This is a genomic window from Streptomyces sp. SID8374 (assembly GCF_009865135.1).
Lineage (GTDB): Bacteria > Actinomycetota > Actinomycetes > Streptomycetales > Streptomycetaceae > Streptomyces.
In genome coordinates this window covers 2,813,825-2,831,024 of sequence record NZ_WWGH01000001.1, presented here as the reverse complement: position 1 = coordinate 2,831,024, position 17,200 = coordinate 2,813,825, and the positions used below count along the sequence as shown (strand labels likewise).

Here is a 17,200-nt window from a genome sequence, read left to right as displayed (position 1 = left end):
AACGTGCTGTTGCCGGTCACCGGAAAATGAGATGCGACCGCCCGTAGGCTGGATGCCATGACCGCAACGGGGGCAGACCGGGAGGCGGCGGGATCGACCACCCGCGGCTACTGGTGGTGGGAACGGCGACGCAGTGTCGCCCTGGACGTGGGACTGGCGCTGGTATCGGCGCTGGAGTGTGGCCTGGAGGGGGTTGATTTCGCCGGGAACGCCGGGCTGCCGGCGTCGCTGGGCGTGGTGTTCGGGCTGCTCGCGGGCTCCGTGCTGCTGGTGCGCCGGCGGTGGCCGATCGCCGTGGTGCTGGTGTCGATCGCGACGACGCCCGCCGAGATGGGCTTCCTGATGGCCCTGGTGGGCCTGTACACCCTGGCCGCGTCCGAGGTGCCGCGCCGGATCACCGTCGTCCTGGCGGGGATGTCGCTGGTGGGGACGTTCATCGTCACCTACGTACGACTGCGCCAGAGCGTCGCCGAGCAGGCCGATTTCGGGCCGGGCGACTGGTACGTGCCCGTCGTGTCGATCTTCATGTCGGTCGGGCTGACGGCCCCCTCCGTGCTGTTCGGCCTCTACATAGGGGCGCGGCGCCGTCTGATGGAGAGCCTGCGGGAGCGGGCGGACTCGCTGGAGCGGGAGCTGTCGCTGCTGGCGGACCGGGCGGAGGAGCGGGCCGAGTGGGCGCGTACGGAGGAGCGGACCCGGATCGCGCGGGAGATGCATGACGTGGTGGCCCACCGGGTGAGCCTGATGGTGGTCCACGCCGCGGCGCTCCAGGCCGTCGCCCCGAAGGACCCGGCGAAGGCGGTGCGGAACGCGGCGCTGGTGGGGGACATGGGTCGGCAGGCGCTGACGGAGCTGCGGGAGATGCTCGGCGTGCTGCGGAGCGGGGACGCGTTGATCGCGCCCGCCGCTGCGGGCGGCGGTGCGGTTCCGTTGGCGTCGGTGGCGCAGGCGGCTGCGGCGGTCGCTGCGGCGGCGTCGGAGGACGGGCCCCGGCTGAGCGAGCTGGAGGCGCTGGTGGCGCAGTCGCGGCAGGCGGGGATGGTGGTGGAGCTGTCGGTGGACGGCGAGCTGCGTCCGTACGCACCGGAGGTGGAGCAGACGGCGTTCCGGGTGGTGCAGGAGGCACTGACGAACGTGCACAAGCATGCGGCGGGTGCGAAGACGTGGGTGCGGCTGGCGCATCGGGGGGCCGAGGTCGCGATGCAGGTGGAGAACGGTCCTTCGGACGCGGCGGTGGCGGATGCGGGGCTGCCGAGTGGGGGGAACGGGTTGGTGGGGATGCGGGAGCGGGTGCTGGGGCTGGGGGGTGTGTTCGTGTCCGGCCCCACGGACGCGGGCGGCTTCCGCGTCTCAGCGGTGCTACCGGACACCTCCGGCCCATCGGGGGCCTGAACCACGTCCAGCCTGTCCGGCGCGTGAGGCGGGGCCCGACGGGGCCCGGCAATTTCAGCCCGTCCGGCGTTTGAGGACGGAACCGTCGCTCGGGACGAACCGGCACCCTCACATGCCTGGACACGCAAGAGTTGCCGCTCCCCACAGCAAGGCTTCCGTCCTCAAACGCCGGACGGGCTGAAGGGGAAACGCCGGACGGGCTGAAGTGGCCGCCCCCCGGGCTGAAGTGGCCGCCCCCCGGGCCTTAAATGGCTCACGCCCCCGACGCGCTGGTCAGGCGGGCCGGCTGTGTGCCCGTGATCAGCGTGGCCAGCGCCTCGTCGATGTCCTGGCCCAGGAACCAGTCCCCCGTGTGATCGATGCTGTACACCCGCCCCACGGTGTCGATCGCGAGGACCGCCTGCTCCTCGCCCTCCGCCCCCAGCGGGGCCACCTCCGTCTCCAGGGCGCGCCCCAGGTCGCCCAGCGTCCGGGCGAGGTGCAGCCCGTGCAGCGGGTCTATGCGGACGGCGGCGGGCGCGATCTGCCGGCCGGGCGCGGTCGCCGTGATGTGCAGGGCCCCGAACTCCGCCCAGGCCTCCACCGCCGCCGGGAACACCGCGTGCCGGTGCCCGGCGGGCGAGGTGTGGGCGCGCAGGGCGTCGGCCCACTCCTCGGCCTGCCGGATGTCCCAGCGCCCGGGCTGCCACCCCGCCTCGCGGAGGGCGGCGTCGACGGCGACGGGGAAACGGGTGGAGGTGTGCTGCTGCGGAAGGTGCGGCTGCTGGTCGTGCATCGGTGGGCGGTCAGCCCTTCTCGGCGGTGGTCGCGGCGCCGGTGGTGGTGAGGTCGACGGGGCGTACGCCGAAGTGGGAGAGGAGCGCCGAACAGGATCGGCACGGTGGTGCGTAGCTGCCGTGCAGCGGGTCGCCGTCCTCGCGGATGCGGCGGGCGGTGAGCCGGGAGTGTTTGAGCGCGCGGCGGGCTTCCCCGTTGGTCAGGGGTTTTCGCTGGGCGCGTTTGGAGCGGCCGCTCTCGGTGGCGGTGAGCTGCCGGGAGAGCAGTATGGCCTCGGGGCAGCGGCCGGTGAAGCGTTCGCGCTGGCCGCTGGTGAGGGTGTCGAGGAAGTCCTGGACGAGCGGGTGCAGGGCCGGCGGCTGGTCCCCCTTGCCGGCGGTGCAGGTGAGCGTCTCTCCGCGTACGGACAGCGCGGCGGCCACGGCGGGGAGGATCCCGTCGCGGCGGTGGAGCAGGTGAGGCGTGCGGCTGGTCTCGGTGCTGCTCCAGTTGAGTCGCGGGTCCCCTGATGTTCCATTTGTGACTGTTTGTACTGAATGCATGGTGCGGTCGTCCCTCCCTGCAATCCCCCGAGTTGCGGGGACAGCCTGCCAAATGTGCCGCGTCGTGGGGAAGCTGGGTCGGCGAAACGCGCGCGCGTGTCGCCGGAAGGTGCGAGACTGCCGCCTCACCGTCACGCGAATGTGACCGTTCGTGACGGAACCGACGGGGCGGGACCCCCTGTTGCCCCACCGCTTAGGCTGTGCGGAACCACCAGACGCAGCAGGGGGCAACCGCCATGACGACAGGTCGGCTCGGGCAGCAAGCCGCGCCACCGAACGCGGCCTATGCCGGTCAGGTCGTGCACTTCCCGGACCCGGTCCGGGCGTCCCGCCACCCCAGAGGTGTGCGCGTGGGCGAGAGCGGCCATCCGGATTTCTCGCCGTACGCGCGGGCCGCCGCCGAGATCGCCGACCCCCCGCAGGGGTTCGGTGTCGACGAGCTGCGGCTGACCGACTACGTGTCGGCGAACGCCGCGATGGCGGCGGCCGGCCATGAGCTGTGGGACACGATTCCCGCGGTGGCGACGCCGCACGGCTGGACCTGGCACCACGTGGCGGGCGGCCGGCGGATGGAGCTGGTGCCGGTCGAGGTGAAGGCGCTGCTGCGTCACCACGGGGGTCTGGCGACGACCGAGGTGGACCAGAACCGGCGCGGTACGCGCCCGTTGCAGGAGACCCGCCCCGCGCATTTCCGGCTGCCCAAGGGCGCGGTCGCGGTGAGCGAGCAGCAGATCCAGGGCGTCGAGGAGGACCTCGGCTACCGGCTGCCCGGCGCCTACCGTTCCTTCCTCAAGGCGGCGGGCGGTTCGGCCCCCGTGGGGGCCGCGCTGGACGCCGAGTTGGGGCTGCTGGTGGACCAGCCGTTCTTCACGGTGCGTGACGAGGCGGCCGTCAACGACCTGGTGTACGTGAACAAGTGTCTGCGGGACCACTTCACCAAGGACTACCTGGGCGTCGCCTTCGTCCAGGGCGGGATCCTGGCCGTGAAGGTGCGCGGGCAGGACGTCGGTTCGGTGTGGTTCTGCCCGTACGACGATGCCCGTGACCAGGACGGCTGGAGCGTGCAGGAGCGCGTGGAGCGGCTGCTGCTGCCCTGCGGTGCGGACTTCGACGCCTTCCTCCAGCGGCTGGCGGGCAACCCGCCGGAGCTGGAGACGGTGGCGAACCTGATGGTGGACGGCGGCTTCGCGCGCGCCGTCCCGGTGGAGGGGTGAGCGCGGTGGTGACTTTCGCGCAGGCGCAGGAGCGGGCGGACGAGTGGGTCAACGGTGACGTGCCCGCGTACCAGCACCGTGAGGTCCGGGTCCGTGAGTTCGAGCTGGGTTTCGTGGTGTGGGCCGAGGACCGCGCGGAGGGCCCCGTCTCGGACGGCGGCCGTCAGCGGCTGGTCATCGCCCGGGACAGCGGTGAGGCGACGTTGTGGCCGGGGCTGCCGGTGGGTGAGGTGATCCGGCGGTACGAGGAGGAGTACGGGACCCCGGCCGGTGCGCCGGCCCCCGCGCCGGAGCCCCCGCAACGGGTGGACCTGAACCAGACGTCGTTCCTGCTGACGCCGCCGGAGTGGCTCCAGGAGGCGGCGGACAAGCTGGGGATCCCGGACCACCGGGCCGAGCGGCGGGCAGCGGAGGAAGCGGCGGACGCGGCCGCGGCTGAGGCTGCTTCCGGCTCTGCTCCCACTCCCACTTCCGATTCCGATTCCACCTCCACCCCCACCGGATCCGCGTCACCGTCCACGCCGACGCCGACGCCGACGCCGGCCGGATCCATGTCGACCGGATCCGCGCCCACCCCCGCCGACGAGCCCGCGGGCGCAACGCCGCCCCCGGCCGACCCCACCCCTTCCCCCTCCTGGCCCGCCGCAGGCGGCAGCGCGGGCGGGGCGGCCTACGAGCCGACCGCCAACGACGGCGTGCCCGCCGACGCGACCCCGTGGGCGGGTACGGACACCAACTCCTCCGACTCCGACGACGGGGCCGTTCCGCTCCCCGCGACGGTGTTCGCGCCGCCGCTGTCGGGGACGGACGACGAGGAGGCCCCGCCGCCGGTGGTGTCGGCGGAGGCGCCCACCGCGCTGATGTCGGGCGGCAGCCAGCTGCCGCGTACGCAGGTGGCCCCCACGCTCAAGCCCGACCAAGGCCCCTCGGGTGCGCAGGCATCCCAGGGCGCCGGTGACATCGCGGACGCGGCCACCAGCAAGGCCGTGGTGCCGCCGCGCGGTTCGCGTGGGGCGGGTTCGACGCCCCCGCCGCCGCCCGGTGCGCCCGGCATCCCCGGCGTACGCCCCGGCGCGACGCCGCCGCCCTCGGGCCCGGGTGCGCCCGGCGCTCCGGCGGGCGGGTACATCCCGACGCAGCTCGTCTCCCAGCTCGGCCCGCCCGGTGCCACCCCGCCGCCCGGCCCGCCCGGCGCCCCGCAGCCGCCCGCTCCTCCCGGCCCGCCGCCGGGCTCCACGCCCCCTCCGGGCGGCGGGGTCCACCACGCGGCGACGATGCTCGCCGACGGGAGCAGCATCGGCGCGGGCGTCCCGTCCCCGGGCGCGCCCCGCCCGCCGGGCCCTCCCGGCACCCCGGGCGCCCCGCTGCCCCCGGGCCCTCCCGGTGTGCCCGGCGCACCGCAGCCCCCCGGCCCTCCCGGGCCCCCCGGTCCTCCGCCCGGCTCCACGCCGCCCCCCGGCGGGGTGCACCACGCGGAGACGATGTTCGCGAACTCCGGCCCGATCCCGGTCCCGGGTCCGCCCGGCCCTCCCGGACCTCCGCCCGGTGCTCCGCAGGGCGGCGCCCCCGGCCCCGTACCGCAGGGGCATCAGCCCGGTCCGCACACCCCGCCGCCGCCCCCGGCGTACGGCTATCCGCAGCAGCCCAGCGGTCTGCCGACCGTGGGCCCGGGGTACCAGGCGGTGCTGCGGTTCCGGGCGCCGGACGGCAGTGAGCAGCAGCTGATCCGGCGTTCGGCGCCGGGCACCCCGCACCCCGAGTGGCAGATGCTGCACGAGCTGCGGGCGATGAACGTGCCGCCGCAGCAGGTGATCGAGCTGCACACGGAGCTGGAATCCTGCGAGCTGCCGGGCGGGTACTGCGCCCGGATGATCCGGGAGACCTGGCCGCAGGTGCGGATCACCAGCGTGGCGCCGTACGGCACCGATCACGCGAGCCGCCAGCAGGGCATGCAGCATCTGCTCACCCACCAGGGCGAGCTGCACCAGGTGGCGGACGGTCCGGCGCGGCCGGCCCCGGTGCGGGCGCCGCTGCCGCAGCTGCCGCCCGCGCCCGCGCTGCCGCCGGAGGCGGTGGCCGAGGAGCTGCTCCAGGCGTTCGGCCCGCAGGGAATCCTGCGGTTCGACCAGCGCGCGGTGTCGCGCCAGGGTGTCCCGGAGATCGTGGCGCGGACCCTTGTCTGGGCGGGGCTGCCCGCCGATTTCGGGCCGTTCTTCTGGGCGCAGCCGGGGCAGCCGGTGGTGCCGACGCTGGGCGAGCTGGCGGCACAGCGGCAGGTGCAGGCGGCGCCGGACGCGGGGTCGTACCTGGTGATGGGTACGGACTTCGGGCGCGCGATCTGTGTCCAGTACGGGACGGCGAACATCGTGGCCGTGCCGGTGGAGGCGGGTCCGGGCGGGCAGTCGGTTCCGCCGCAGTTCGTCAACACGGGGCTGCCGGAGTTCGTGCGGTCGATGGCGCTGCTGGGCCGGATGTGGCGGCTCCGCTTCGGGCTGACCCCGGAGCAGGCGGGTCGGTGGACCGTCGATTTCCAGGCACAGCTGGTGGCGCTGGATCCGGCGGCGCTGGCGTCGCCGGAGAGCTGGTGGTCGGTGCTGCTGGAGCAGATGTGGGACGGTCTGCTCTGATCCGTACCCCTGGCCGATAGGCGTTGTACGAGGCACCCGCTCCGGGACGGATCGGGTGCCTCACCGCGTACCGGGCGTGTGACGCCGGTCGCTTTCCGTCCTGAAAGCGCCTGATCGATTCCGACTTCCGACCCCAATTGCCGCATCCTTGACGTATCGCGGGGAGACCCGTGTGCGTCCGCGCGTCTGTGTGTCCGTGTGTCCGAATGTCGTAGAGGGGCTTCAGGCTATGAGTGCTGGACCGGTGTCCGCGTTCGACGTGGTCGGCGTGCGGGGGCGTGGTTACCGTCCGGAGCAGGTGGACCGCGCGGTGGCGGCCAGGACGGCCGAGCGGGACACGGCGCTCGCGGAGGCCGTGCGGCTGGAGCGGCTGGCGCAGGAGCTGGCGGCGGAGGCGGCCCGGCTGGCGGAGACCGTGGCGGGGCTGCCCGAGCAGGACTACGCGGAGCTGGGGGAGCGGGCCCAGCACATTCTGGCGCTGGCCCAGGAGCAGGCCGCTTCCCTGCGGGCGGACGCGGAGGCGGCGGGCCAGGAGCTGGCGGACGCGGCCGACGCCGAGGCCCGGGCCCTGGCGGACGCGGCGCGGGAGGCGGCGGACGCGGTACGGGCCGCTGCCGTGGCGGCGGCGGAGGAACGGGTCGCCGAGGCGGTCCGGGAGGCGGAGGGCGTGCTCGCGGCGGCCCGCAAGGAGGCCGAGGAGGTGCGCGGAGCGGCCGAGGAGGCCATGGCGCAGACCCGGAGCCGTACGGCGAGTGTGCTGGCCCACCAGGAGCAGGAGCACAAGGAGCGCCACCAGGCGGTCGAGACTGAAATCGCCGCCGCCGAGGCCGAGTCGGAGGCGCGCCACAAGGAGCTGACCGACCGCGCGGAGGCCCTCCTCGCGGAGGCGGCGCGCGGCCTGGCGGAGACCCAGGAGGCGGCCCGCCACGGCCAGGAGGACGCGGAGGCCCGGGCGGCGGAGATCCTCTCGGAGGCCCGCGTGCGCGAGGAGCGGATCGCGAGGGAGACCGAGCGGGTGCTGCGGGAGCACGAGGAGGGCCGCGAGGAGGTCCAGGCGCACATGGCGCACGTCCGCAGCTCACTGGCGGCGCTGACGGGCCGGGTGACGGCGGGGCCGACGGGGTCGGCGGAGGACTGAGGGCCGCCCCCTCCACCAGCGTCGGCGGCCCATCAGCGTCGGCGGCCCACTGGCAAGCGGTCTGGTTTATCGCCGCCGGATTGGCCCGGGATACCGATCCGTTCGGTGCCTACGGTGGTGCCGGTTCCGCCGGGCGCACGCCCGGCGCGAGAACCGGACACCCCGAGGAGTTCCGCATGCTGCGACGCCGTATCGGAGGACCCACCGGTCCCCTGGCCAGCGCCCTGTCCCTGGGCACGCTGCCCTTCGGCACGACGGTCGACGAGGAGACGTCCTTCGCCATCCTCGACCGGTTCGTGGAGGCGGGCGGCACCCTCCTCGGCACCGCCAACAACTACGCGTTCTGGGCGCCCGGCGGGACCGGCGACGAGAGCGAGGCCACCCTCGGCCGGTGGCTGGCCGCCCGGGGCCCGGCCCTGCGTGACCAGGTGCTGATCTCCACCAAGATGGGCGCCCGCCCCGCGGTGCCCGGCACCGGCCTGGAGACGGCCGACGGGCTGTCGGGGCCCGTCGTCCGCAAGGCGGCGGAGGACAGCCTGCGGCGCCTCGGCACGGACCGGATCGACGTGTACCGGGCCCATGTCGAGGACCGGACCGTCCCGCTGGAGGAGACCGTAGAGCCGTTCGACGCGCTGGTCAGGGCGGGGAAGGCGGACGTGCTCGGCTGCTCGAACCACGCCACCTGGCTTACCGAGCGGGCCCGGGCCACGGCCCGGGCGGCCGGGATGACCCCGTACACGTGCGTGCAGCAGCGCTACTCCTACCTCCAGCCGCGCTTCGACCTGGGGCTGCCGGAGACCGCCCATGTGCACGTCACGCAGGAGTTGCTGGACTATGTGCGCGGCGAGGCCGACATGACGGTCATGGCGTACTCGTCGCTGATCTCGGGCGCCTACACGCGGCCGGACAAGCCGCTGCCGGAGGCGTACGACCACCCGGGCAGTGTGCGGCGTCTCACGGTGCTCGGTGAGGTGGCCGACGAGCTGGGGGCGAGTTCGGTGGAGCAGCTGGAGGAGATCCTGGGGGCGGTGGAGCTGGAGCTGCCGGGGGAGCTGAAGGAGCGCCTGGACACGGCGGCGCTCGGCCCGGCCGCTGTCTGACCCACGTGCCTAGAGGCCGACGCGGTGAAGTCCGCCGAGACCGCCCGAGCGGCTGCCGAGAAGCGCGCCACCGAAGCGGAGCAGGAAGCGGCACGGCTCCGCCGCTCGAACGCTGCACAGAAGCCGGGCGACCTTGACGCGCTGCGCGCCGAAGTACGGAAGGAGTTCACGGAAGCGTTCGTCCGTGCCGAACTGCGCGCCGTTGCTGCCGGTCGGCTCCGTGGTCCGGCGGACGCTCTCGCGCTGCTGGACGCGTCCACGCTCGCCGGCTCTGGGGGTGACATCGACGCCGCCGCGGTGACTGCTGCCGTGGACCAGCTCGTCAAAGACAAGCCCTGTCTAGCGGTCGCCGACCAGGGCGGCCCGCCCCGGTGTGAGGTGACGTGGGCGCGGGTACGCGGGACACCGCCGAGCCCGAGCCGGCGACCCCGCTTGACCGTCTGCGACGGGCGTACACGAGCCACGAGCGCCCTAGTCAGACATCAAGCCCTTGAGACATACATATGCAAGCGCGGCAGAGGCAAGACCTAGCCAATTGTGAAAGAAGTAGGTCAGCACAAAAGCGGTCACGGTGAAAGTCAGAAACAAGAAAAGGAAGATGCAGCCCACCTGCTCTTCAACGCGCTTCTTCTCGGCTTCCGCGCGCCTCTCCGCCGCCTTCTTTTGTTGCGCCGCTTTCTCTTCTTTCCAGGATTCGCGCTGGCGGCTCATAAATTCCTTGAGGAACTCCAACTCGTCCGTCTCTGTGTTTTCATGCGGTGTGGCCAAATTTATGTCACCGCGAAATGAACCCGCCTGGAAAACGGGCCCATGGAATGTCCCGCCGGAGATTTCGTTTTCCACGCTGTGATGATCTTCGCGCGGCTCGCGAGGTGTAGTCACGGGACAGAAGCTACGGCACCGGCTGCTGTGATGTCACGCCCTTAGAAGCGCGGGCAGGCCGAGAAAGATTGGTCATTTATACTGCATCTACCCTGAATAGTCACAAGTGTGGCCAAATGGGAGTAATTCAGGCGCGCTTATCGTCGAACCTTTTTCCATGCCCAAAATCAGGGTGAATTCGGCACGTGGTAATTACTCTTCCCGAGGCTGCCAAGCTCGGCACGACCGATCTTCAGTGCGGCGTGATCGAGGATTTCGTTCAGGAATCCAGCATTCTCGACCGGCTGCCGCTGCTGGCCATCGAGGGAAACAGCTACGCGTACAACGAGGAGGGGGCCCTTTCGGGCGTCGAGTTCCGACCCCGAGGCCCCTCGATGTTCGTGCGCGTGTGCCAGCTCGGGGGCGCGCAGCAGACACCGGTGTCCGGCCGTCCTCGGCTCGACGTGCATTGCTGGGCCGAGAGCGAATCGGCCGCACATGACCTCGCCGCCCTTTCCCGCGCACTGCTCGGTGACATTCCCGGGGTGCGCGGCGGGGCTACGGTCTACCGCGTTGCCGAGGTAGGGGCCCATGTGGCTGCACGATAGCGAGACCAGCACCCCGCGTTACGCCCTCGCGCTGGAGATTCATATGCGGGGGCGGGTCCTGGATTTCCCACGACGGGCGTAGCTAGAGAGTGCTCCCGTCATCATCCAGGGTGGTCCGAGCCGCGACGGTGAATTTCCTAATCTGTGCGGATAGAGCTGTCCGCGCTCTGGGGATTCTGCTCTCAATATCGAAGATCCATGCCTCCGGCTCCCCGTTATCCTGCATTACGTGTTGGCCTGCCCAGAGGAAGCGCGCTTCCTGTTTCAGTTGAGCTGCGTGATCTCGGATCAGTTCGGCAATATTGCTTACCTCTTCGGGGCCGGAAAGAGCGACGGCTGAATAGGAGCTGTCGATGGAATCTACGGCTTCGTAAACGAGTGTTCGCCGCTCCGGGGTGACGTCACTGATTCTTTGAATGGGAGTCCAAGCGTCTAGGAGCTGGTTAGAGGAGTTCAAGAAATTGGCGTAAACCTCGCTTCTAGGTTCCCTCCTTTGCCGCTTGTGTTCCGCGCGTGCTGCTAACCGCGCGCTTTTCCATTGCCCCCGCGAGGTCATCCACGCGCCGCCTACTGCGCCGACCGCGCCTGCCAGAGCGCCGAGCACTGCCGCCAATCCTGCGTCCATAAGACGCGATCTTACCGCCGCATGTCCAACCGTGTGGCTCTCTTGCCAGAACTACGGGGGATCTATGTCTCTAAACGCTAACGTCGTGCGCGTTGCCGTTACCGGCGCTGCTTATGTGGCCGCGCCGAAGTCCACACTACCGATTCAATTTTCGGTTGGGCGCTGCCTTTACGGATATCGGCTGAATCTCGAACGACGGGACCACCGAGTCCAACTCGACGGGTGCCGCCGAAACCAGGGGGTGGCAGGGCGCGCAGACCGTCTGCAAGGTCATCAGTTCGTCTGAAATGACGTTCCATTCACGGCCATCGAGACCAACCAAGACGGTTCTGGAGCTCTATCACAAGGACTCGAAGGTGGCGACCGTCAGAGGCAATTCGGTCCTTGCTGTCAAGGCCCCGGGTCCGGACCGGCGCACGTTCGGTTTCGGCGTGATCGACGGAGACGCCCATATCCGCATCGTCATTCCGGACGGAGAGGTCACCGAGACCGGAGCCTCGTCCACGGGTATCGCGACGGGGGCCAGCCCGGCGGCGGCCACGGTGAGGCGGAGCTGAGTCCAGCCGGGGTCCTCGATCGCCACGTGGGTGTGCCCGGCGGCCCGCAGGCCCCGGCACAGCCGCATGACCGCGTCCAACGTGCCCGTGCAGACGACGAGTTGTTCTGACTCCACCCGGGCCCCGCGCCCGCGCGCGAGGTAGGCGGCGAGCTGCCGGCGCAGCCGTGGCAGCCCCGCCGCGTCGGGGTAGCCCAGCTCGTCCCAGGTCAGCTCGGTGGTCGCCGCGCGCACCATGTCGGCCCAGCGCTTCCGCGGGAAGGCCCGGAGGTCGGGGACGCCCGGCAGCAGGTCGTACCGGGGTGTCCAGCGGTCCCCTTCCTCCCGCGCGCCACCGCGTACGGAGCCGCCGGTGCGGGCCCGTACGCGGGTGTCCGAGCCGCTGCGGGCCTCGAAGTAGCCCTCGGCGACGAGTTGGGCGTACGCCTCGGTCACCACCCACCGCGAGTACCGCAGATCCGCCGCGAGCACCCGGCTGGCGGGGAGGCTGCTGCCCGCGGCGAGGCGCCCGCTGGTGACCGCGGTGCGCAGCGCCCGGGTCAGCCGCGTGTGCAGCGGCCCCTCGGCCGGGGGGGCTCCAGCTCCAGGAAGGTGCCCCAGGCGGGCCCGGTCTGCTCGCGTCCGGCGGATGGCATGGCGTTACGGGACCGGGTCGTCAGCGCACGTCGACGAAGTCGGCGGTGGACGTGGCGGGTCCGGTGATCGAGGAGCCGTTGTGCGTCCAGCGCCAGTAGCCGTCCACCGACGCGGTGACCGTGGTCTTCAGAGCGCCCGCGGAGTTCGACTTCACCGTCTTCACGGTGGTGTAGGCCGAGCTGCCCTTCTTGCGGAACTGGAGCCTGGCGCTGCCCGCGACGGCGGTGTACTTGTGCTTCGTCCAGTCGGCCCGGGTCAGCTTCCCGGTGACGGTGAGCTTCTTGCCCTTCTTCACCGGCTCGGGAGAGGCGTTGACGGTGGCCTTGGCCCAGCGCTTGAGCTGGACGGAGCCGGGGGCCTTCTTGAACTCCTCGGCCTTGAGCCGCCCGTCGGGCTTCCAGAGGCGCAGGGTGAGGCCCACCTTCCAGGTGGTGGCGTAACTGTTCGACGCGAGGTCGTAGGGCGGATCGATGAAGAGGGTGCCCTCGCAGCGCTCGTTCCAGTCGTTGACCGGATAGCAGGTGTATATGCCCATGCGCAGGCTGTCGTTGTCCGGGTTCTTCGGCAGCTTGGCGCCCCGGTAGAGGAACGGTTTGGCGTCGTATACGGACGGCTTCGAGGTGGAGAGCCCCGGCGGCAGGGAGACCTGGAAGGTGACCGGCGGTTCCTTCGCCTCCTTGGTGCCCACCACGATGGGTTTGCCGTTGTTGACGACGACCTTGGAGACGACGATCCCGGTGGGCGCGGCCTGCGCCGACGGGGCGGTCACCGTGGTGAGGACCACGGCCCCCGCGACGGCGGCGGCGACGACGCCGGTTCTTCGGCTTCTGGGATTCCTGCTGCGACCTGCGTTCACTGCGCACCTCTTGGCTGTACGGGGGTGGCGGGCCCGGCACCCGAACTCCACGGGCAGCAGGCGGTGCGTCAGCGTACCAACGCGACGATCATGGCCGGTCGTCGCGTCGGGGAGGGGGCGCGCGAGGTCTATTCGGCGGCCGTCACGGCGTCGATGAACGCGGTCCAGGCGGTGGCGGGGAGGACAAGCGCGGGGCCGCCCGGCCTCTTGCTGTCACGGACGGGGACGACGCCGGGGAATCCGTCCGCCACCTGCACGCAGTTGCCGCCCTCCTGGTTGCTGTAGCTGCTGCTGCGCCAAGCGGCGGCGGTCAGGTCGGGTCGGGACGCGGCTTCCACGGTAATCGGCCTCCAGCACGGATCGGATCAGGTCGAGCGACATCAGTGGCGGGAGCGCCATCGCCCTGAGGTGATCGTAGGTCAGAACGAACTGTTCGACCTCGTCCGGTTCCTCGGTCAGCTGGCCGTTGTGCGCACCTTCGGTGTAGGCCACTTCGGAGCCGTCCGGCATGACGAGGACGGTGAGGGAGCCGCCCAGCGAGCCGTGCTCGCCCTGGTCGAACGGCAGCACCTGGAGGGTGATGCCGGGCTCCTCGGCCAGCCGGAGCAGCCTCTCCAACTGGCCGCGCATAACCGCCTTTCCACCGACCGGTCGACGGAGCACGGCCTCGTCGAGGATGATCCACAGATGTGGCCGGTCCGGACCGGTGAGCCGCCTCTGGCGGTCGAGCCGGGCCGTGACACGTTCCTCCAGATGCTCGGCGTCCCGCAGCGAGTAGCCGACGCTCAGCAACGCCCGCGCGTACTCCGGGGTTTGCAGTAGGCCCGGCACGGCGTGCGAGGCATACTCGCGAATCACCTTGGCCCGCGCCGAGTAGGCGATGAACGCCTGCGACCAGTCCGGGAACGCCTCACGGTGCACGAACGGCAACAGGTCGATCAGCAAGTCGTCCGCCAGCAGCACCTTGTCCAGGGACCGGGTCAGCTCCAGCGTCGGTTTCGCTCCGGTCGCGCGCTCGATCTGGGTGATGCGGCTGCCGACCACGTGGGTGCGGGCGCCCACCTCGGTCTGGGTGAGTCCGGCCGCCTCGCGGAGCTTGCGCACGCGGGTGCCGAAGAGGGCGGCCATGGAGGCCTGCGGGTCAATTGCTTTGGCCACGGCGTTACTTCCGTTCCTTACGGCCTGCGAGGTAAGGCGCTGTCACCTTTCGAGGCTAGGGCGGACGACCGACTCTTGAGTACGGAACGTCACGGAACCCGCACGTGTGGGTGACGTGAGAGGAGTCGAGCGAGTGGATGGTCCCCATGACCGGCAAGAGGATGAGCGCGGCGGAGAAGGCCGATGGGCGGGAGGCGGCTCCTTCCGTCCGGCGCGGCTTCGGGCTGAGCGGCAACGGGTACGGCTCGCTGTCCCGGCAGTTCCCTTCCACGCCGCAGGGCGCGCAGGAGGCGCGGCACGCCGTGGTGCGGCAGTTGGGGCAGTGGGGATTCGGGCCGATGACGGACGTGTCGTGCACCGTGGCACTGGTGGTGGCGGAGCTGGCTGCCAACGCGGTGCGGCACGGGAGCCTGCCGGGACGGGAGTTCGCGGTGCGGGTGGACCACGAGGGGGCCGCGAGCCGGTTCCGTATCGAGGTCTCGGACGCGCGGCTCGGCCGGACGCCCGAGGAGGCGGTCCTGCCGCCGGATGACCGGGAGTCGGGGCGCGGCTTGTTCCTGGTGGAGTGCCTGGCGACGCGGTGGGGGTGGGAGCCGCGTCATCCGATCGGGAAGACGGTGTGGGCGGAGGTGGCGGAGGTGGCGGCGGTGGCGCCCATGGCGGAGGAGCGGCCTGCGGGCCCGTGAGGGCGGTAAGCGGTTTCGAGGGTGTGGTGGAGGGCAGGCGGGGGTGAACCGCGTGAGGGCCTGACCACCCGATACCGCCGCACAAGGGGTGAACGGATGGCGGGGCCTCCATGACATTCGAGGAGCGCATTCATGCGGAAGAGCAGGATTGCCGTCACTGCCGCAGCCGTCGTCGCGGGACTCTCCCTGTCCGCGTGCGGGGGCGACGACAACGCGACGAACGCCGGCAGCGCCTCGTCCTCCTCCAGCGCCACCACCCCGGCCGACGAGCAGACGGAATCCGCTCCCGCCGAGCAGCCGGAGGGCGCGTCCACCGGGGCCGGATCATCGGAGGAGACGCCGGGCCAGGGGTCGCCGGACCAGGGCTCGGCGGGCCAGGGGTCCGCCGGTACGGGGAGCAAGCCGGAGCGGTGCCACACGGACGACCTCACGATCACCGCGAGCGACGCGACCATCGGCGGCGACGAGACCAATACGGTCGCCGTCAAGCTGCTGAACACGTCCGATCGCGCATGCTCCATCAAGGGATTCGCGGGGGTGAACCTGTTGTCGAGCGAGGGCGCGATCCCTGCGGCGCGCAGGGACCAGACGGACGACGGGACGGTGCTGAAGAGCGGTGAGCCCACCTACTTCGGCATCTTCTACAAGGCGAACGAATCCGGTGGTTCCGGCGTCAAGATCAAGGAGCTCGTGGTCACGCCCCCGGACGAGAAGAAGTCGGTGACCCTCAAGTGGCCGGGGGAGTCCTCGCTGCCCGTCACCGACAGTCCTGACCCGTCGGTGGAGATCGGGCCGATGGGCAGCGTCGGGCAGGGCCAGGGGTGACCTGAGCCCGTCAGCGCGGCACCTTCGCGCGCGTCCCACGGGGAAGGGCGGCGTCCGTGGCGGCTACCGGTCGCCGCGCAGGTAGCGCGTGACCATGTCCGTCAGCTCGTTCTCCAGCGCCTCCTCCGGGATGGACCGCGGATCGGCCATGTGCTTGTGCGTGTTCATCTCGACGGTGAACAGGATCAGTTCGGCCGCGGTGTCCAGGTCTCGTACGCGGACGTCCGGATGCCGGGCGAGGAGGTCACGTACCTGGCTCACCCGCTTCTTCCCGTGCCGGTCGATCGTGTCCAGCAGCTCCTGCGAGAACGACGCCTCCTCGATCATGATCCGCAGCAGCTGCGGATCGTCGCGGTGGTTGCCGATCGCGTCGCGGACCAGCGCCCGTGCCATCGTCCGCAGGCTCCCCGGCGACAGGTCCAGCTGAGCGGCCTGTGTCCACGCGCCACGGTCGATGTGCCGCACCAGCAGCTCGGCGAGGACGGAGTCCTTGTTCGGGAAGTACTGGTACAGGGACCCGATGGAGATACGGGCGTGCTCGGCGATGCGGTTGGTGGTGCCGGCGGCGTACCCGTACTCCGCGAAAACGTGAGCAGCGGCGTCGAGGATGCGCTCGCGGGTGAGCTCGGCGCGCACCTGGCGAGGCTTGCGACGTGGTTGGAGACGACGGTCGGCCGATGGCATGAGGGGCCTCCTGCGGCGCGTGAAATGCGAGTAGCCAAAGAGCTGAGCTATTACTCACAATAGTGCCATGACCTGCGAAGAAAGCACTTTTTCCGGCGCGGGTGACCTGCCGTGATCCCCAGGGTCCACCTTCCCGAGTCGCGCACGATGATCACGCTGGAGGTGCTCCGCCGTGAGTACCTCAGCCCGGGTTTCACGAGCGTCACCCTGGGCGGTCCCGCCGTACGGGACCTGGTGGTCGCCGGTGGCGACCAGGCGGTTCGGCTGTTCTTCCCCCGGGAAGGGCAGACCGGACTGCGGATGCCGACCGTCTCGAACGAGGCGTGGATCGCCCAGCTGATGCTGGTGCCGAAGTCCGTCCGCCCCTGGGTCCGCAACCTGACGGTCCGGCGGGCGCGGCCGGAGGCGGGCGAGATCGACATCGAGTTCGCCCTGCACGGCGACACGGCTCTGTCGTCCTGGGTACGCCGGGTGGAGCCGGGCGACCCGGCGGGGATCTTCGACACCGGCACCACGTACCGCCTGCCGGAGCACGCGGAGGGACAGCTGCTGGTCGGCGACGAGACCGCGCTGCCCGCCATCCTGTCGATCCTCGACGGAGCAACTGCCCCGCCGCCGACGGAGGTTCACCTGGAGGTGGCGTCCTCGGCCGACACCCGGTCCGTCGAGGCGCCCGCAGGCGTCCGTATCCACTGGTACGCCCGCGACGACGCGGCGCTGCGGCCCGGAACCCTGGCCCTGGCCGGGGTGCGCGGCGGGGCGCTGCCGTCCGGCCGGTTCTTCACGTGGGTCGCGGGGGAGTCCCGGCTGGCCACATCGGTGCGGCGGTATCTGGTCAACGAGCGCGGTGTGCCCAAGCGGGATGTGACGTTCGTCGGCTACTGGCGCCTGGGGCGGTCCAGCCCGGGCTGAGAC

At 71.2% G+C, this 17,200-nt stretch carries 17 protein-coding genes; 9 read left to right on the top strand and 8 right to left on the bottom strand.

The genetic code is table 11. The annotated features are described in order from the left end of the window. The first annotated feature begins 57 nt into the window (after positions 1 to 57). A complete protein-coding gene (locus GTY67_RS12420) occupies positions 58 to 1,392 on the top strand; it encodes a histidine kinase (RefSeq protein WP_161278682.1) in 1,335 nt (444 codons plus the stop codon). Between the two features lie 253 nt (positions 1,393 to 1,645). Here the strand turns inward: GTY67_RS12420 and GTY67_RS12415 are convergent, their stop codons facing one another. Both GTY67_RS12415 and GTY67_RS12410 read right to left on the bottom strand, forming a co-directional pair. Continuing rightward, positions 1,646 to 2,167, bottom strand: coding sequence for an SUKH-3 domain-containing protein (locus tag GTY67_RS12415; RefSeq protein WP_093685782.1), 522 nt, complete (start codon positions 2,165 to 2,167; stop codon positions 1,646 to 1,648). A gap of 10 nt (positions 2,168 to 2,177) precedes the next feature. After that, positions 2,178 to 2,711 carry a YwqJ-related putative deaminase gene (locus tag GTY67_RS12410; protein ID WP_026242143.1) on the bottom strand — a complete coding sequence of 178 codons (534 nt, stop codon included), beginning with the start codon at positions 2,709 to 2,711 and terminating at the stop codon, positions 2,178 to 2,180. Between the two features lie 236 nt (positions 2,712 to 2,947). On the opposite strand from GTY67_RS12410, the gene GTY67_RS12405 reads away from it, so the two are divergent. The 4 genes from GTY67_RS12405 (at position 2,948) to GTY67_RS12390 (ending at position 8,790) form a co-directional block, all read left to right on the top strand. After that, the gene (locus tag GTY67_RS12405; RefSeq protein WP_093685780.1) at positions 2,948 to 3,925 is read left to right on the top strand and encodes an SMI1/KNR4 family protein; all 978 of its coding nucleotides are present in this window, start codon (positions 2,948 to 2,950) and stop codon (positions 3,923 to 3,925) included. Continuing rightward, positions 3,922 to 6,552 carry an SUKH-4 family immunity protein gene (locus tag GTY67_RS12400; protein WP_161278681.1) on the top strand — a complete coding sequence of 877 codons (2,631 nt, stop codon included), beginning with the start codon at positions 3,922 to 3,924 and terminating at the stop codon, positions 6,550 to 6,552. Before GTY67_RS12405 ends, GTY67_RS12400 begins: the two co-directional genes overlap by 4 nt. Positions 6,553 to 6,781: 229 nt before the next feature. Next, positions 6,782 to 7,690, top strand: coding sequence for a cellulose-binding protein (locus tag GTY67_RS12395; protein ID WP_161278680.1), 909 nt, complete (start codon positions 6,782 to 6,784; stop codon positions 7,688 to 7,690). A 176-nt stretch (positions 7,691 to 7,866) separates the two neighbouring features. Beyond that, the gene (locus GTY67_RS12390; protein WP_161278679.1) at positions 7,867 to 8,790 is read left to right on the top strand and encodes an aldo/keto reductase; all 924 of its coding nucleotides are present in this window, start codon (positions 7,867 to 7,869) and stop codon (positions 8,788 to 8,790) included. 471 nt (positions 8,791 to 9,261) lie between these two features. Here GTY67_RS12390 and GTY67_RS12385 read toward each other — a convergent pair whose 3' ends face one another. After that, positions 9,262 to 9,633 (bottom strand): hypothetical protein, encoded by a 372-nt coding sequence (locus GTY67_RS12385; protein ID WP_237502598.1) that lies wholly within the window; start codon positions 9,631 to 9,633, stop codon positions 9,262 to 9,264. 224 nt (positions 9,634 to 9,857) lie between these two features. Here GTY67_RS12385 and GTY67_RS34505 point away from each other — a divergent pair, with 224 nt between their 5' ends. After that, complete coding sequence (locus tag GTY67_RS34505) at positions 9,858 to 10,259, top strand: hypothetical protein (protein ID WP_202461414.1); 402 nt, start codon at positions 9,858 to 9,860, stop codon at positions 10,257 to 10,259. A 965-nt stretch (positions 10,260 to 11,224) separates the two neighbouring features. On the opposite strand, the gene GTY67_RS12380 is transcribed toward GTY67_RS34505, so the two are convergent. The 4 genes from GTY67_RS12380 to GTY67_RS12370 form a co-directional block, all read right to left on the bottom strand. After that, a complete protein-coding gene (locus GTY67_RS12380) occupies positions 11,225 to 11,971 on the bottom strand; it encodes an aminotransferase class I/II-fold pyridoxal phosphate-dependent enzyme (RefSeq protein ID WP_237502760.1) in 747 nt (248 codons plus the stop codon). Positions 11,972 to 12,095: 124 nt separating this feature from the next. After that, complete coding sequence (locus GTY67_RS12375) at positions 12,096 to 12,932, bottom strand: hypothetical protein (protein WP_343238666.1); 837 nt, start codon at positions 12,930 to 12,932, stop codon at positions 12,096 to 12,098. 128 nt (positions 12,933 to 13,060) lie between these two features. Then, positions 13,061 to 13,183 (bottom strand): DUF397 domain-containing protein, encoded by a 123-nt coding sequence (locus tag GTY67_RS34885; RefSeq protein ID WP_343238665.1) that lies wholly within the window; start codon positions 13,181 to 13,183, stop codon positions 13,061 to 13,063. Further along, positions 13,146 to 14,060 carry a helix-turn-helix transcriptional regulator gene (locus GTY67_RS12370; RefSeq protein ID WP_161280054.1) on the bottom strand — a complete coding sequence of 305 codons (915 nt, stop codon included), beginning with the start codon at positions 14,058 to 14,060 and terminating at the stop codon, positions 13,146 to 13,148. The genes GTY67_RS34885 and GTY67_RS12370 overlap by 38 nt, the downstream gene beginning before the upstream one ends. A 167-nt stretch (positions 14,061 to 14,227) precedes the next feature. Here GTY67_RS12370 and GTY67_RS12365 point away from each other — a divergent pair, with 167 nt between their 5' ends. Together GTY67_RS12365 and GTY67_RS12360 are read left to right on the top strand one after the other, a co-directional pair. Then, complete coding sequence (locus GTY67_RS12365; RefSeq protein WP_161278677.1) at positions 14,228 to 14,776, top strand: ATP-binding protein; 549 nt, start codon at positions 14,228 to 14,230, stop codon at positions 14,774 to 14,776. 132 nt (positions 14,777 to 14,908) lie between these two features. After that, the gene (locus GTY67_RS12360) at positions 14,909 to 15,601 is read left to right on the top strand and encodes a DUF4232 domain-containing protein (protein ID WP_161278676.1); all 693 of its coding nucleotides are present in this window, start codon (positions 14,909 to 14,911) and stop codon (positions 15,599 to 15,601) included. A 63-nt stretch (positions 15,602 to 15,664) separates the two neighbouring features. Here the strand turns inward: GTY67_RS12360 and GTY67_RS12355 are convergent, their stop codons facing one another. Further along, the gene (locus tag GTY67_RS12355) at positions 15,665 to 16,285 is read right to left on the bottom strand and encodes a TetR/AcrR family transcriptional regulator (protein WP_093685929.1); all 621 of its coding nucleotides are present in this window, start codon (positions 16,283 to 16,285) and stop codon (positions 15,665 to 15,667) included. Between the two features lie 111 nt (positions 16,286 to 16,396). Here GTY67_RS12355 and GTY67_RS12350 point away from each other — a divergent pair, with 111 nt between their 5' ends. Beyond that, positions 16,397 to 17,197, top strand: coding sequence for a siderophore-interacting protein (locus GTY67_RS12350; protein ID WP_161278675.1), 801 nt, complete (start codon positions 16,397 to 16,399; stop codon positions 17,195 to 17,197). The last annotated feature ends 3 nt before the right edge of the window (positions 17,198 to 17,200 follow it).

Coding starts and splice junctions, on each gene's coding strand:
- GTY67_RS12355 (WP_093685929.1), bottom strand. CDS start 16,285: ATGCCATCGGCCGACCGTCGTCTCCAACCACGTCGCAAGCCTCGCCAG.
- GTY67_RS12370 (WP_161280054.1), bottom strand. CDS start 14,060: ATGGCCGCCCTCTTCGGCACCCGCGTGCGCAAGCTCCGCGAGGCGGCC.
- GTY67_RS12365 (WP_161278677.1), top strand. CDS start 14,228: ATGGTCCCCATGACCGGCAAGAGGATGAGCGCGGCGGAGAAGGCCGAT.
- GTY67_RS12405 (WP_093685780.1), top strand. CDS start 2,948: ATGACGACAGGTCGGCTCGGGCAGCAAGCCGCGCCACCGAACGCGGCC.
- GTY67_RS12410 (WP_026242143.1), bottom strand. CDS start 2,711: ATGCATTCAGTACAAACAGTCACAAATGGAACATCAGGGGACCCGCGA.
- GTY67_RS12360 (WP_161278676.1), top strand. CDS start 14,909: ATGCGGAAGAGCAGGATTGCCGTCACTGCCGCAGCCGTCGTCGCGGGA.
- GTY67_RS12415 (WP_093685782.1), bottom strand. CDS start 2,167: ATGCACGACCAGCAGCCGCACCTTCCGCAGCAGCACACCTCCACCCGT.
- GTY67_RS12390 (WP_161278679.1), top strand. CDS start 7,867: ATGCTGCGACGCCGTATCGGAGGACCCACCGGTCCCCTGGCCAGCGCC.
- GTY67_RS12420 (WP_161278682.1), top strand. CDS start 58: ATGACCGCAACGGGGGCAGACCGGGAGGCGGCGGGATCGACCACCCGC.
- GTY67_RS12395 (WP_161278680.1), top strand. CDS start 6,782: ATGAGTGCTGGACCGGTGTCCGCGTTCGACGTGGTCGGCGTGCGGGGG.